The organism is Enterobacter sp. 148H3 (assembly GCF_034107425.1).
Lineage (GTDB): Bacteria > Pseudomonadota > Gammaproteobacteria > Enterobacterales > Enterobacteriaceae > Enterobacter > Enterobacter vonholyi.
Genome location: NZ_JAWNEI010000010.1, coordinates 147,572 through 161,990 on the forward strand (window position 1 = coordinate 147,572; position 14,419 = coordinate 161,990).

Sequence of the window (14,419 nt, forward strand, 5' to 3'; positions counted from 1 at the left end):
TAAAAAAACGGAGCGATAAGCTCCGTTTTTTGCCGGGAGACGGTTCGTATTACTTGTTAACGAACTCTTCGCCCAGGGTGATATCTTTCTTCAGCGTATCCAGCATGCCTTCCATCGCGTGTTGTTCAAACGCGCTCAGGGTACCAATGGATTTACGCTCTTCGATACCGTTTTTACCCAGCAGCAGCGGCTGAGAGAAGAAGCGAGCGTGTTCGCCATCGCCTTCAACGTAAGCGCATTCAACAACGCCTTTCTCGCCCTGCAGAGCGCGAACCAGTGACAGACCGAAACGTGCAGCCGCCTGGCCCATAGACAGGGTTGCAGAACCGCCACCCGCCTTCGCTTCCACCACTTCGGTGCCCGCATTCTGGATGCGTTTAGTCAGGTCAGCCACTTCCTGCTCGGTGAAGCTCACGCCTGGGATCTGCGACAGCAGAGGCAGGATGGTGACGCCAGAGTGACCGCCGATGACCGGAACTTCGACTTCTGTTGGCTGTTTGCCCTTCAGCTCAGCAACAAAGGTGTTAGAACGGATGATATCCAGCGTGGTTACGCCGAACAGTTTGTTTTTGTCGTAAACACCTGCTTTCTTCAGCACTTCTGCCGCGATAGCAACGGTGGTGTTCACCGGGTTAGTGATGATACCGATGCACGCTTTCGGGCACACTTCAGCAATCTGCTGCACCAGGTTTTTCACGATGCCCGCGTTGACGTTGAACAGGTCTGAACGATCCATGCCCGGCTTACGCGCCACGCCTGCAGAAATCAGCACCACGTCGGCACCCTGCAGTGCAGGACGTGCATCTTCACCGGAGAAGCCTTTGATTTTTACAGCAGTTGGGATGTGGCTCAGGTCAACCGCCACGCCTGGGGTTACCGGAGCAATATCGTACAGGGAGAGTTCTGAGCCTGAAGGCAGTTGGGTTTTCAGTAGTAGGGCAAGCGCCTGGCCGATACCACCAGCAGCGCCGAGGACTGCGACTTTCATCCTAAACTCCTTATTATGGTTAACTTAAGTATCTGTAAATCCGTTGCGGCGACCATAATTCAGCAAGTAAATAATTACAATTTTCGTAGCTAAAGAATTTGAGGTCACGCGACTTTATCTCTCACCAGAAAACTATCTGACGACAGAGGGCAACGCATTAAGAGGTGGTTACAATACACCCTGCCCCGCCACCAAAACAACATCATTTTGATAACATTTAATTTACTTTTAAGCTTATTTGCGCGGCGTGACCCAGGCATGTTTTCTGATAACGAAATCTGATAAAATCACTCCCTTTCATAACATTATTTCAGCCTGGCGCTGAGTAGATAATTTGCATAAAAATTCATCCACATGCATAATAATGTTGTTTCTATCGTCATATTCCGGGTGACTTATGCGAAGCTCGTCTAAGCAAGAAGAATTAGTAAAGGCGTTTAAAGCGCTACTTAAAGAAGAGAAATTCAGTTCTCAGGGAGAAATTGTTCAGGCGCTGCAGGAACAAGGCTTCGATAACATCAATCAGTCGAAAGTCTCCCGCATGTTAACGAAATTTGGCGCAGTGCGTACCCGTAACGCCAAGATGGAGATGGTCTATTGCCTGCCAGCAGAACTTGGCGTGCCGACCACCTCCAGCCCGCTCAAAAATCTGGTTCTGGATATCGATCATAACGACGCCGTAGTGGTGATCCACACAAGCCCCGGCGCCGCACAGCTGATTGCCCGCATGCTGGACTCGCTGGGTAAAACGGAGGGTATCCTCGGGACTATCGCCGGCGATGACACCATCTTTACCACACCGGCTAGCGGTTTTTCCGTGAAAGATCTCCACGAAGCGATTCTGGTTCTGTTCGAACAGGAACTCTAATCCCCTCTCCCCGTAGCGCCGCTGCGGGGATCGTTCTGCTTCCGCTGCGTTCTCCCCTCTTTTCTACTGCCCTTCACTTTGACAAATAGTGCTTTTTACCACCCATTAACATTCACATGGTGAATGCTAAATCAAAGAATCGCACAAAAAATCAAAAGTTGATATCCATATGATTTTATTAGTTATAACCAACTAAGGCGTGCAAAAATACCCAATATTATGCAGTTTGGTTATAAAAAAAGGACTGGTTAACACGTAATAACAAAAGAAACCATTAGTCTGGTATTAATTTTTACCGTTATTAGTGTATACTTGATTTTGTGATGAGGGTCACGAAACAAGACCCCACTAAAAAATTCGACGAGGTAAGAATCATGAAAATCAAATCAACTGTAGCGGCTCTGAGCGTCCTGTCTGTCCTGTCATTTGGTGCTTTCGCGGCTGACTCTATTAATGCTGACCAGGCGCAATCCCGCCAGGCCATCGGTACGGTTTCTGTCGGCGCGGTCGGCACATCGCCAATGGACATGCATGAGATGCTGAACAAAAAAGCGGAAGAACAGGGTGCATCATCCTATCGCATCATCGAAGCGCGTTCTGGTGACCACTGGCACGCCACCGCTGAGCTCTACAAATAAGTTTTAGTAATAGCTGAAAACGTAAATCTCCACTCAACGGCACCAGGCATAAAAATAGCAGTTCAACCCTTCTCGCCGTTGAGTAAAAACCCTATTCAGGAGTAAAGACTATGAAAACCAAATTGATCATCGCAACCCTTGGTCTGGCATCCGTTCTCTCTTTCGGCGCAAGTGCAGCCGTACAGCAGGTGAATGCCGACCAGGCACAAAATCTACAGAGTATGGGCAGCGTCTCCGTGACGTCTGTCACTGGCTCACCGATGGATATCCGTCACGAACTGGCCGCCAAAGCTGAAAAAGCAGGTGCCAGCAGCTATCGCGTCACCGAACTGAATCAGGGTGACCACTGGCATGCAACTGCAGAACTGTATAAATAAACCCTCGTCGTATCTCATCATACGACTTGCCCCTGGCCTCATGGTCAGGGGCTTTTTTCATTCAATGCCGCGCGTTAAAGCGCAACTGCCCTTCAAGCTCTTCTTCCGCTTCATCGAACAGCAATATCAGCGCGCCAAAACGTCTTCGCAGCTTATCGGGCAAATGGATAAACTCAATCTCCAGCGGGAGCGGCAACAGACTGCCGGTGACCACGTCCCAAAGCGTATCCAGATTCGTCACGCTTTCCCTTTCAAGATCAAACACCCGGATAAATTCCCGGTAGAAGTCTTCCTGACTGTCGATCTCGTCAAAATCAAACGTATAGGTTTTCATTGCCAGCCACCCAGTCCAGGCGAGCGGCAGCTGCCGCCCTGTCTATTATAATCCCCCAATATGCAGGGTTTTAACTTCCAGATACTCTTCCAGTCCCAGCACGGAGCCTTCTCGTCCAAGACCTGACTCTTTTACGCCGCCAAAAGGCCCGAGCTCCGTGGAGACGGCGCACTCGTTAATGCCAATCATCCCGCTCTCGATAGCCTGTGAAACGCGGAAGACCCGTGAGAGATTCTGGGTATAGAAGTAAGCCGCCAGCCCATAGGGCGTGTTGTTGGCGCACTGGATGACTTCATCTTCCGAGGTGAAACGGAAGCACGCCGCCACCGGGCCAAACGTCTCTTCTTCTGCCAGCTTCATGCCTTCATGGCAGTCGCCCAATACGGTAGGCATCCAGAAATTCCCGCCAAGCGGATGAGGCTTACCTCCTGCCAGTACGGTTGCGCCCCGGGCAACGGCGTCGTCGACATGCTCACGCACTTTGTTCACCGCAGTAGGTTCAATCAGCGGCCCGACGACCACCCCCTCCTCAAGACCATTACCCACCTTCAGCGCATTCACCGCATCGGCGAGTTTATTCACAAATTTGTCGTAGACGGTTTCCTGAATATAAAAACGGTTCACGCTGACGCAGACCTGCCCGGCATTGCGGAACTTGTTGGCGATCGCGCCCTTAACCGCTGCGTCGATGTCCGCATCCTCAAAAACGATATACGGGGCATTTCCCCCCAGCTCCATCGAGACTTTCTTCATGGTTTCGGCGGCGTTACGCACCAGCGTTTTGCCGACGGAGGTTGAGCCGGTAAAGGAGATCTTACGCACGTCGCGACTTGCCATAATCGCATCGCTGATTTCATGCGTATTCCCGGCAACGGCGTTGAGAACGCCATCGGGCACACCCGCCTGTTTAGCCAATGTAAGCAGCGCAAAGGCGCTGAGCGGCGTGTTATTGGCCGGTTTAATAACTCCGGTACATCCGGCCGCCAGCGCCGGGCCTAACTTGCGGGTGAGCATGGCCATTGGGAAGTTCCACGGCGTAATCGCAGCGACCACACCAATGGGTTCACGGGTCGCCAGAATGCGTGAGCCAGGTTTGATCGGTGGAATAATTTCACCGTTCGCGCGTTTAGCCTCTTCGGCAAACCACTGGATAAAGCTGGCGGCGTACTCCACTTCGCCCTCCGCTTCTTTCAGGGGTTTGCCCTGTTCGGTGGTCATTAACCGCCCGAGCCAGCTTTTATTCTCAATAATCAATTCATACCAGCGGTAGAGAATCGCCGAGCGTTCTTTCGCGGTTTTGGCACGCCATGCCGGGAAGGCTTTGGTAGCCGCTGCGATAGCCTCTTCGGTTTGTGATTTACCCGCTTTGGCAACTTTCGCGATGACTTCCCCGGTAGCGGGGTTAAACACATCGAAGGTCGTATCCAGCGTTTTCCAGATTCCGTTGACCAGATAGCCGGTCTGAAAAAGGATGTGGTCCTGAAGCGCCTGGGTCGTCATGTGTCCTCCCTTTCTGAAATGTAAGAACGTGCTGGAATAAGTATAGCCACAAAAAAACCGACGCTTTTGGCGTCGGTTTTTTTTACTTCAGTCAGTTATCCGTGAGGGCATTCTGGTAGCGATGCAGCATAAACACTAGCCTTCCTACCGGCTCGGTCACCTGAGGCGGCGCTTCCCAGTGCTTGAGCTTTTCCTGATAGACATCGAGCTCTTCAAGCAGCTGCGTAAAGTAACGACGCCGTTTGTCATCGCTGCCGGCGGAAAGCACATGATCGGCGGTACGACGTAACTGGCGGTGGAAGGCCGACAGATCGTCGTTGATCGGCACGGGCGCGTTACGCAAACGCTGGTGCGCGATGATCAGGGTTAACGCCAGGCGGAATTTCGCGATGTCGCCCGGGAACTTGTTCAGCAGTAAAAACAGCTGCTGGTAGAGCGCGGGAAGGTGGTTCTCTTTACGGCGCGCGGTATTGGTTGTCAAAGACGACACGGCAGCCGACACGAACTGGTTCAACAGCACGCGGCCCGTTCTTGCCTGCGAGTTATCCCGCACCAGCAGTATCACCATCATGGCCAGGAAACAGCCCACCAGCTGACCTAACGCACTGTCCAGGAACTGGCTGAAATGGAAGGTCATCGGGTTATCGAGCACGATGATGTTAATCGTACTCGCCAGCGCACCCAGCGATCCCAGGCGCCGCTTTTGCACTTCAATGCCGATAAAGAACGCCATTACCGCCAGGCTAATACAGAGCAGCAGCATGCTCTGTTGCGTCGACGGGATGATGACCAGAAAGTAGAGCGCGCCTATCGGCAGGGCGGCAATGGCGCCGTACAGGAAATCGATGGCGACCATACGCGGATTAGGCAGACGCATCGCCAGTGCGGTAACGACGGCAATCATCACCATCGCGCCGTTGCCGGACGTCCAGCCCGTCCACAGCCAGAACAACGTGCCGAGCATACAGGCAAGCGTCGTACGCCAGAAGTTGACCATCGCGTGATGGCGCTCAGCGGATTCCGCCTTGATCACCACTTCGCCCTGCAGTACCTCTTCTTCTGCCGCGCTGATTTTGGTGTTACCAATCACGCCGCGTTTCAGCAGCAGGTAGCGCGTCGCAGCGCCGACCCAGGTGTAGATCGTTACCGGCGTGTCGCGCTCCCCAGTCCAGGCAATCACCCGGCGCATACGCTTAAGCTGCTTATGCACGTCCTGCACGGTTTCCACCGGCTCGGCGAACAGTTCGCGGAACGTGTCAGTGACCGCTTCCGGCCGGGTGTTCTGAATCAGATAGGTTTCACATGCCTGGGTAATCAGCGTCAGAGAGACAGTATTGAGGGCTTTAAGGCGACGATTTGCGCGGGCCCAGCGCGAGGACTCCATGTTAAGGTTGCTACGCATCCCTTCCAGCGCCTGCGTGCGGCGAACCAGCCCGCTCCAAGCTTTATCCACCTCTTCGCTGTCGCCGTGTTTAATACACAGCTGCATCAGCTGGTATTGAGCAACGATCAGCGCGTCAAGCTCACGGTCGACTTCCTGCTTGATGGAGCGCGGAGAGAACAGCAGATCCGCGACAATCGCACTCACGATACCAATGACAATCTCGCTGCAGCGCTCAACTGCAAACTGCGGGGCGAGCAGCGGCTCGGACTGAATGGTGATGACAATAATCAGCGCGGTATAGCCCGCCAGCCCCCAGGCGTAGGAGTTCTCCACTTTCACCAGAGACGAGATCCAGGTGCAGAAGCCCGCCCAGATACAGCACACCATCAGCATCAGCAGCGGCGTGCGGATCATCAGAATAATAATGGTGAGCGCCGCGAGACAGCCGATGAACGTCCCGATGATACGCAGCATCCCGCGATAGCGGATCGCGCCTGAATAGGGTTCCCCACCCGCGGCAAAGGCCGGACCCGCCGCGACAATAGCAGCCGTCAGCACTGCCCAGCGAGGGGTTTCAAGCTGGAAGTGGAAGCCAACAAACAGCGCCAGCACAATGGCACACGCCAGCTTCACGGCGAAGCGAATGTGCTGGCTGGCGATGGAAAAGATGCCCATAGCGATTAACCAAACTCGCGCAGGCGGTGGGCGATTTTACGGAAGAACGAGTCCTGGCTGGCATCCCGATCTTTTTCACCGGTAATCACCACCGTCGCCGTGGTACCCGCAGGCCACAGATTGCCCTGCTGTTCGTCCAGGTGGATACGGACCGGCACGCGCTGGGCCAGACGCACCCACTCGAGGTTGGAATCCACCGTTGCCATCCCTTTAGCATCATTCGAACTGCTGGAGTTAGTCACCCCTGCGGCGACGCTGTCGACAGTTCCTTTAAAGACGCGATTGCTGCCCAGCGGCGTAATTTCTGCCCGGTAGCCCGGGCGTACGCCTTCCAGCTTGGTCTCTTCCATATAGGCGAGTACGTAGAAGGAGTTCTGTTTCACCAGCGCCACGGCGGTTGAGCCACGGGTAATGAATTCCCCGGCATAGACGTTAAGGTTGGTCACCCAGCCATCGGACGGCGCGCGGATCACGGTACGCTCGAGATCGAGCTTCGCCAGATCGCGCGTTGCCTGCGCTTTCGCCAGCTGGTGCAGCACGGTTTGCAGCACGTTGTTGGACTGGTCAATCTCTTCACGGGACATTGCCTGAACGCCAAGCTGGTTACGGCGGCCAGCCTCGCGGCGTTTCTCCGCAGCCAGCGCCTCGTAATAGGCCACGTCCGCTTCCGCCTCTTCCAGCGCTTTCTGGTAACGAGGCTGGTCGATGGTGAACAGAACCTGATCTTTTTTCACCAGCTGGTTATCGTGAACGTTGACCGCCGTGATAAGACCGGCCACGTCAGGGGCTATTGCCACCACATCGGCGCTGAAGCGTGCATCACGCGTCCACGGTGATTCGGTGTAATAAACCCAGGCGCGGAAAATAGCGATGAAGGCGAGGATAACCAGCGCCATGGTGATGGCAGTGCGGGAGATTTTTCTTGTTAGCGTTTTCACATCAACCTCAGACAAACATGCGCGATATCAGGTAAAACAGGCAGCAATACAGCGCGGTATTGAACAATGCAGGGTGCCAGACGAAATCGTAGATCCCGGTAGGGACCAGCACCTTGCGCACCAGCCAGAAGATCGCCAGTGATAAGAGAAGCTCGAAAAATATCGGTGGGAAGGACAGACCGAACACCACGATAACGGGAAACAGACTCATGTTGACCTTGATTAGAGAGAGTGCAGGCTTCAGAATTTTTTTAGCGCACGCCATCGCAGGAGAGCAAGAAACGCCGGGCGAGAATGGCGCAGCCGTTATGTAATAAATAATATATTAACGTAACTGTTATGCTGTTATCTATAATATGTGATCTAAATCACTTTTAAGCCAGAGTGAACAATGGAACGTTTAAAACGCATGTCGGTCTTCGCCAAAGTGGTTGAACTGGGCTCCTTTACTGCCGCTGCACGCCAGCTTCAGATGAGCGTCTCATCCATCAGCCAGACGGTGTCCAAACTGGAAGATGAGCTTCAGGTCAAGCTGCTCAACCGTAGCACCCGCAGCATTGGCCTGACGGAAGCGGGCAAAATTTACTATCAGGGCTGTCGCCGTATGCTGCTGGAAGTGCAGGATGTTCACGAACAGCTCTACGCCTTCAACAACACCCCCATCGGCACGCTGCGCATCGGGTGTTCTTCAACTATGGCACAAAATGTTCTCGCTGCCATGACGGCGGATATGCTGAAAGAGTATCCCGGGCTTACCGTTAATCTGGTGACGGGTATCCCGGCGCCGGACCTGATTGCCGACGGTCTGGACGTGGTGATCCGCGTCGGCGCGCTGCAGGATTCCAGCCTGTTCTCGCGTCGGCTGGGCAGCATGCCGATGGTCGTCTGCGCTTCCAAGAGCTATCTGGCCCAGTACGGTGTTCCGGAGAAACCCGCCGATCTCACCAACCACTCGTGGCTGGAATACAGCGTGCGGCCCGACAATGAATTTGAGCTGATTGCCCCGGAAGGGATCTCCACCAAACTGCTGCCGGAAGGGCGATTTGTCACTAACGATCCGATGACCATTTCGCGCTGGCTGGTGGCCGGCGCCGGGATTGCCTACGTGCCGTTAATGTGGGTGATCAACGAGATCAACAGCGGCGTGCTTGAGATCCTCTTCCCGCGCTACCAGTCCGATCCGCGTCCGGTGTACGCCCTGTATACCGAAAAAGACAAACTCCCGCTAAAGGTGCAGGTGTGTATTAACTATCTGACCGAGTATTTTGTGGACGTAGCAGAGCTGTTTCAGGGGATGCGGGGAAGAAGGAAAGAATAGGTTTTGTAATTCGAGACACCTCTCCCGGTTTGGGAGAGGGTTAGAGTGACGGGAAAACTTACGCCGTGCCGCCCACCGTCAGGTTGTCCACTTTCAGCGTTGGCTGGCCCACGCCAACCGGAAGGCTCTGGCCCTCTTTACCGCAGACGCCCACGCCGTTATCCAGTTTCAGATCGTTACCGACCATCGAGATCTGCTGCATGGCTTCAATACCGGAGCCAATCAGCGTCGCACCTTTCACCGCTTTGGTCACTTTGCCCTTCTCGATCAGGTATGCCTCTGAAGTAGAGAAGACAAACTTACCGGAGGTAATGTCCACCTGGCCGCCGCCAAAGTTAGGCGCAAAGATACCGTAATCTACGGATTCGATAATCTCCTGCGGCGTGGATTTACCCGGCAGCATGTAGGTATTGGTCATACGCGGCATCGGCAGATGCGCGTAAGATTCACGGCGTCCGTTGCCCGTCGGCGCGACGCCCATCAGGCGCGCGTTGAGTTTGTCCTGCATGTAGCCTTTCAGCACGCCATTTTCGATCAGCACGTTGTACTGGCCGGGCGTACCTTCATCGTCGATAGCCACCGAGCCGCGACGATCGCGCATCGTGCCGTCATCCACCACGGTGCACAGTTCAGAGGAGACAAGCTGCCCGATCTGACCGCTGAAGACCGACGTCCCGCGACGGTTAAAGTCGCCTTCCAGGCCGTGGCCTACCGCCTCGTGCAGCAGCACGCCCGGCCAGCCAGCACCCAGCACCACCGGGAATGAGCCCGCCGGCGCCGCGACGGCATTCAGATTCACCAGCGCCATGCGCACGGCTTCTTTTGCCCACGCGTCAGCGCGCGCTTCACCGTCAACGTCGCCCAGGAACCAGTCATAGCCGAAACGACCGCCGCCACCGCTTGAGCCGCGCTCGCGTTTGCCATCGTCGTCGACCTGCACGCTGATGGAGAGACGTACCAGCGGGCGAACGTCTGCCGCCAGAGTGCCGTCCGTTGCCGCCACCAGAATCAGTTCATACACACCGCTCAGGCTGGCTGAAACTTCCTGCACGCGTTTATCCGCCGCGCGGGCGACTTTGTCCACGCGACGCAGGATATCCAGCTTCTCTTCACGGCTCATGCTCTGCAGAGGATCGATGCTGGTATAGAGCGCAGAGTGCTGCACTTCTCCAAGGGTTTTCACGCGACCATCGCCGGTATCACGCACAATGGTACGCGCGGCCTGCGCGCTCTGCTCAAGTGCAGCCAGGCTAATCTGATCGGCATAGGCAAAACCGGTTTTCTCGCCGCTGACGGCGCGGACGCCGACGCCCTGGTCGATGTTGTAAGAGCCATCTTTAATGATGCTGTCTTCTAAAACCCAGGATTCGTGATAGCTCGACTGGAAATAAAGGTCGCCGTAGTCGAGACGGCGTTCGGTCAGTTGACCAAGAATGGAGAACAGGTCCTGATGATTCAGGCCGTTCGCTGCGAGCAAATGTTCACTTACCAGGTTCAGACTCATCGTATTGCTACTCGTTCGTTGCCGCCCGTGGCGGTATAAAGATCGTATTTATTGAGAGTGAGGCAATTACCTGCCCACGTCAAATCATTGCTGTGCATCTTTGCGCGGCTGGCGCAGCACCTCGTTAATCTGCGGTTTATCGACCGGACCGGTAATGCGGTAGCGCAGAATGGAGACCTTGCTCCACAGCGGCCCCAGCACTTTGCTGGCGGCAAACACCGCCGCACCGACAATCGGGTTCACCACAAAGGCCGCCGCAACGCCCACGCTCGCGGAAATTTCCGGTGCCACCACGGCTTCCATATCCAGTTCGCGGCGCACGAGGTTGACCGAGCCTTTCATGGCGATATCCGCTTCCAGGCCATCCACCAGAGTATCGTCCGTATGCAGAACGCCGTCCTTAATCCATGCCGTACTGCGGATGGAATCGTAGTAGAAACCTTCGCTGAACGTATCGCTGAAATCGAAGCGCAGCTTGCGCAGCAGCGCATCAAAACTCAGCAGGCGCAGGATCTGCCCGGCGCGCCCCGTGCTCACGTCGGCGATCTCACCTTTACCAAAGTGGGTTTTCAGAATGCCGTTCAGCGAGGCCTCATCCGGCTTCCACGGAGCGTCACGCCAGTGAAGATCGTAATCGACGTCAAATGACGAGCCGCGCAGCGGCGTGCTGATACCAAAGAAATTGGCTGCCGCATCCAGCTTGTTGCCTTTAATGTCACCCTTGAGGGACGTTCGCTGTTCGCCCGGGTTATTCACCCATTCCCCTGCGGCCGTCATGCGGCCAAAGCCGGTATCAACCAGGCCACCGGAGAGCGTAAGCGTGTTGGCCTGAATAGTGAAATCACCGTCAATACGGCCATATTTCTGCCCCCACAGCCAGCACTCAGCGCAGCGCAGCTGGAGATCGGGCCAGCCGCTAAAATCGACGCGGGAGGCATTACTCAGCGGAGACGCTTCCGCCGGTTTATCTTTCCCGCTCGTGGCGCTTGCCGGGTTGTAGTAGAGATAGCGAATCGCCGCCTGCCATGGCGCGTGATTGCGCATGGTCAAAGTACCGTTGATCTCTCTGCCCTGGGCCTCTACCTTCGTGCCGTTAGCGCCAGGCTGCGAGACGATGCTCAGGTTGTTCCACTGCTGCCCGCCCAGCATCAGCGAAGGCGTACGTACGGTAATGGTTTGCGGGAACTGGGCGGTTTCATCAACGTTTTGCCCAACGCCTTTCTGGAACAGCGCTAGCCACTCTGCACCGTCCATCGGTGGGAGATTCAGCTCAACGCCCGTCTGCTCCGGCAGCGGCGGCGTGGAGCGGCTATCCGTTGTCCAGATGGCTTTGTCGAGGGTGAGCTTGCGGTTAAGCAACCAGCGGCTGTTGAAGTGGTTTGTCCCGCCCGCGCTGCCGGTCAGTGCGAAGCTGTTCAGGTTGCCATCGACGTTCAGCTTTACCGGCAGCGGCTGTCCGGCCTGTTTATCCAGCGGCGCTGGCAGCTGGCTTCGAATATTCTTCAGGTCACCCGTGATGTCGACCTTATACTGGGCTCCCGCGTGATAAGGCAGGTCGATTGCCACTTTACCCTGCCAGGCGACCGCGCCATCCACCGACGCCTCAATGGGCTTCGGCAGGACGTCCATACGCGCTGGCTGCCAGTTACCGTCCAGATTGACGGCCACCTGATAAGCCTTTTCACCCTCTGTGGTCGTGAAGTCGATATTCACGGGCTGATTAAACCAGCTGGCAGTAAGCGGCTCGCTCTTCAGGTTACCGTTCTCAAAGCTGAACTGCCCGCTGAGATTTTTCAGCGTGCTTTCAAGGGGTTTGATGAACAGGCTGTTATTCTTCAGGCGGACATCACCTTTGGCGGTGGTCATCTCTCCGTCCAGCGGGATATCAAGATGTAAGCGAGCATTCACATCGCCATCAAGCTGCAGCTGCTGAAGCGTCGCCGCCAGTGACTCTTTCAGCGGCGTCTCCTCAAAGTACGGTCCTACCGCCTTACCGGGACCGTTGATCTCGGCATCAATCAGCAGCTTCTCTTTGGAGTAATCCGGGATGTTGGCCGTCAGATTGCTGGCCGTCACGCCGCCCAGCGCCACGCTGTCGGACTTCATCCAGAGTCCGTCATTGAGGAAATTAAGTTCGATATCCAGCTTTTTCAGCGCGGGCCAGCCCGGCTGGAACGCGAAGGTAGCGTCATGCAGCGGGACCAGAACCTGGAACTGACCTTCATTGTGTTTGTACGGGAACAGATGGGGATTACCGCCGTAGACCAGCGTGGCATTATCCGCCTGACCGCCCTGAATCGCGCCGCTGAGATAGTCTACCAGCGCTTTCCCCATCAGGTTTTCCGGGAAATAGCGCCAGGCCTGGGAGCCATCATCGGTACTGATCCCGGCCAGAATCCCCAGCCATGGCTCATCGCCTTCAGGCTGCAGATAGCGAAAATCGCCGCGCGCGTGCACCGCTTTCGCTTTGACGTCGATATGCCGGCCATCGAGCTGGAAACCCTTATCGTTACGGAGCCAGTTAAGCACTGCGTTGCCCTGTTCGATTTCCAGCGGCGCACGGAAGACCGTCTCGTAAGGCATTTTGGCGTCGTGCATATCAACCGTCAGCCTGCCGTTCTCCACGCTGCCTTCCAGCTTGCCGCTAAAGTGCTCCGCCCCCGGCAGCAGCTTCCACTGCTTCCAGGCAAGATCTTTCCATGTCGCCTGGAAACGGGTTTTTTCGGTCGCCTGAAGTGGGATATCCAGCGCCAGAGAATCTATCTTTCCGCTCGGCTGCGTAGCCAGCCAGATCTCGCCCAGGTCAGGAGAGAGCTTTGCCGCCATCGAGCGTAGCCCTTCAATGGCGGCCAAATCCAGGTTACTGGCACGGATGCGCAGCTCGTCGCTGCGTTTACTGGCCGTGCCGCCAACGTCCTGCTCCGGCATCCAGGCCAGCGTCAGCGCACCGCGCGGCCACGGCTTGCCGTCCATCGTGATGCGCGTATCGGGAATGGCAAACTGCCAGCCCTCTTTCTCCTGCGTCACGTGCGCGGTGAGGTTATCGACGGAAAGCTGATGCTGTTGTTTTTCGCCTTTCCAGCTCGCGCCCCCCTGCTTGAGCCAGATATCACCGCTGGCAAATTCGCCTTTCGTCAGGGTCAACCAGCCCTCAAGGCTGAAGCGGGCCGTTTCCAGCTGCATGTTTTGCTGGAGCCAGTCGCCAAGCCACGGCTTGACGTCCACATCGTCGGCCTGAAGCCAGACTTTGCCGTTATTTAACAGGCCGTCATCGTCACGCAGATCCATGCGCACCTGCATCACGCCGTGCTGGCCGTTCAGGCTTGAGAGATTGACCTGCCCCTCGGCGCGGTGCCGATCCTTACCGTTAAGCCAGGTAAGCTGCGGGATCGCCAGCTCGGCGCGCTGCCCGGAAAGGGTAATAAAGCTCACTTCGCTGTCGCGCAGATCGAAATGATCGAACTGGCGGAGGAAAAGATCGCTGAAGCGGTTAGCTTCAAGACCCTGACCGCTATCGCCGCCAGACAGCGGCGTATTGGTCAGAAACTGAAGCTGATAAAAGGTGAGATCGCGAAACTGCCAGCGCAAATGCAGCAGGCTTTGCCAGACGTCCAGCGCCAGGGTCACGCGTTTGATTTTCAGGTAGCCGCCATCTTTCAGGCTGGCGTTGATATCACGGACATCGAGCGTCGGGCCAAAATTCTGCCAGTTAGCGCTAACCTGACTTACGTTCACCGGCACGCCGGTGGTGGATTCGATTTTCGCCAGCAGCTGCGGACGCCAGCTGTCCAGATGCGGTAAAACGAGGCGTAGCCCGCTCACGAGCAACGCGACAATCACGACCAGCGTTGCCCCTGTAAGCAATAAAATCCCCGGCAATCGCCTCACGCATCTC

At 55.8% G+C, this 14,419-nt stretch carries 12 protein-coding genes; 4 read left to right on the forward strand and 8 right to left on the reverse strand.

Annotation, left to right across the window (positions count from 1 at the left end; all coding sequences use genetic code 11):
* Positions 1–49: 49 nt before the first annotated feature.
* Positions 50–988: a malate dehydrogenase gene (mdh, locus tag USH94_RS16020; RefSeq protein ID WP_008502835.1), complete on the reverse strand. Its 939-nt coding sequence runs from the start codon at positions 986–988 to the stop codon at positions 50–52.
* A 397-nt stretch (positions 989–1,385) separates the two neighbouring features.
* Here mdh and argR point away from each other — a divergent pair, with 397 nt between their 5' ends.
* The 3 genes from argR (at position 1,386) to yhcN (USH94_RS16035) (ending at position 2,871) form a co-directional block, all read left to right on the forward strand.
* Positions 1,386–1,856 (forward strand): transcriptional regulator ArgR, encoded by a 471-nt coding sequence (gene argR, locus USH94_RS16025; protein ID WP_023309388.1) that lies wholly within the window; start codon positions 1,386–1,388, stop codon positions 1,854–1,856.
* A 374-nt stretch (positions 1,857–2,230) separates the two neighbouring features.
* Positions 2,231–2,494 (forward strand): peroxide/acid stress response protein YhcN, encoded by a 264-nt coding sequence (gene yhcN, locus USH94_RS16030; protein WP_023309389.1) that lies wholly within the window; start codon positions 2,231–2,233, stop codon positions 2,492–2,494.
* Positions 2,495–2,604: 110 nt separating this feature from the next.
* Positions 2,605–2,871 (forward strand): peroxide/acid stress response protein YhcN, encoded by a 267-nt coding sequence (yhcN, locus tag USH94_RS16035; RefSeq protein ID WP_111964988.1) that lies wholly within the window; start codon positions 2,605–2,607, stop codon positions 2,869–2,871.
* Between the two features lie 61 nt (positions 2,872–2,932).
* Here the strand turns inward: yhcN (USH94_RS16035) and USH94_RS16040 are convergent, their stop codons facing one another.
* From USH94_RS16040 to aaeX, 5 genes are all read right to left on the reverse strand, one after another.
* A complete protein-coding gene (locus USH94_RS16040) occupies positions 2,933–3,205 on the reverse strand; it encodes a barstar family protein (RefSeq protein WP_008502839.1) in 273 nt (90 codons plus the stop codon).
* Positions 3,206–3,250: 45 nt separating this feature from the next.
* Entirely contained in the window at positions 3,251–4,705 is a 1,455-nt protein-coding gene (locus USH94_RS16045) for an NAD-dependent succinate-semialdehyde dehydrogenase (protein WP_111964989.1), read from the reverse strand.
* A gap of 91 nt (positions 4,706–4,796) precedes the next feature.
* Positions 4,797–6,764 (reverse strand): p-hydroxybenzoic acid efflux pump subunit AaeB, encoded by a 1,968-nt coding sequence (gene aaeB / locus USH94_RS16050; RefSeq protein WP_111964990.1) that lies wholly within the window; start codon positions 6,762–6,764, stop codon positions 4,797–4,799.
* A 5-nt stretch (positions 6,765–6,769) separates the two neighbouring features.
* Positions 6,770–7,702, reverse strand: a complete 933-nt coding sequence (gene aaeA / locus USH94_RS16055) for a p-hydroxybenzoic acid efflux pump subunit AaeA (RefSeq protein ID WP_111964991.1) — start codon at positions 7,700–7,702, stop codon at positions 6,770–6,772.
* Positions 7,703–7,709: 7 nt separating this feature from the next.
* Positions 7,710–7,913: a p-hydroxybenzoic acid efflux pump operon protein AaeX gene (aaeX, locus tag USH94_RS16060; RefSeq protein ID WP_003860416.1), complete on the reverse strand. Its 204-nt coding sequence runs from the start codon at positions 7,911–7,913 to the stop codon at positions 7,710–7,712.
* Between the two features lie 180 nt (positions 7,914–8,093).
* Between aaeX and aaeR the strand changes: the two genes are divergently transcribed.
* Entirely contained in the window at positions 8,094–9,020 is a 927-nt protein-coding gene (gene aaeR / locus USH94_RS16065) for an HTH-type transcriptional activator AaeR (RefSeq protein WP_023616809.1), read from the forward strand.
* A 58-nt stretch (positions 9,021–9,078) separates the two neighbouring features.
* On the opposite strand, the gene tldD is transcribed toward aaeR, so the two are convergent.
* Complete coding sequence (gene tldD, locus USH94_RS16070) at positions 9,079–10,524, reverse strand: metalloprotease TldD (protein ID WP_023309396.1); 1,446 nt, start codon at positions 10,522–10,524, stop codon at positions 9,079–9,081.
* 84 nt (positions 10,525–10,608) lie between these two features.
* Entirely contained in the window at positions 10,609–14,412 is a 3,804-nt protein-coding gene (yhdP, locus tag USH94_RS16075) for an AsmA2 domain-containing protein YhdP (RefSeq protein ID WP_111964992.1), read from the reverse strand.
* Positions 14,413–14,419 lie beyond the last annotated feature (7 nt).

Excerpts from the sequence above, each read along its gene's own strand:
- mdh (WP_008502835.1), bottom strand. The coding sequence starts at position 988 with ATGAAAGTCGCAGTCCTCGGCGCTGCTGGTGGTATCGGCCAGGCGCTT.
- argR (WP_023309388.1), top strand. The coding sequence starts at position 1,386 with ATGCGAAGCTCGTCTAAGCAAGAAGAATTAGTAAAGGCGTTTAAAGCG.
- yhcN (WP_023309389.1), top strand. The coding sequence starts at position 2,231 with ATGAAAATCAAATCAACTGTAGCGGCTCTGAGCGTCCTGTCTGTCCTG.
- yhcN (WP_111964988.1), top strand. The coding sequence starts at position 2,605 with ATGAAAACCAAATTGATCATCGCAACCCTTGGTCTGGCATCCGTTCTC.
- USH94_RS16040 (WP_008502839.1), bottom strand. The coding sequence starts at position 3,205 with ATGAAAACCTATACGTTTGATTTTGACGAGATCGACAGTCAGGAAGAC.
- USH94_RS16045 (WP_111964989.1), bottom strand. The coding sequence starts at position 4,705 with ATGACGACCCAGGCGCTTCAGGACCACATCCTTTTTCAGACCGGCTAT.
- aaeB (WP_111964990.1), bottom strand. The coding sequence starts at position 6,764 with ATGGGCATCTTTTCCATCGCCAGCCAGCACATTCGCTTCGCCGTGAAG.
- aaeX (WP_003860416.1), bottom strand. The coding sequence starts at position 7,913 with ATGAGTCTGTTTCCCGTTATCGTGGTGTTCGGTCTGTCCTTCCCACCG.
- aaeR (WP_023616809.1), top strand. The coding sequence starts at position 8,094 with ATGGAACGTTTAAAACGCATGTCGGTCTTCGCCAAAGTGGTTGAACTG.
- tldD (WP_023309396.1), bottom strand. The coding sequence starts at position 10,524 with ATGAGTCTGAACCTGGTAAGTGAACATTTGCTCGCAGCGAACGGCCTG.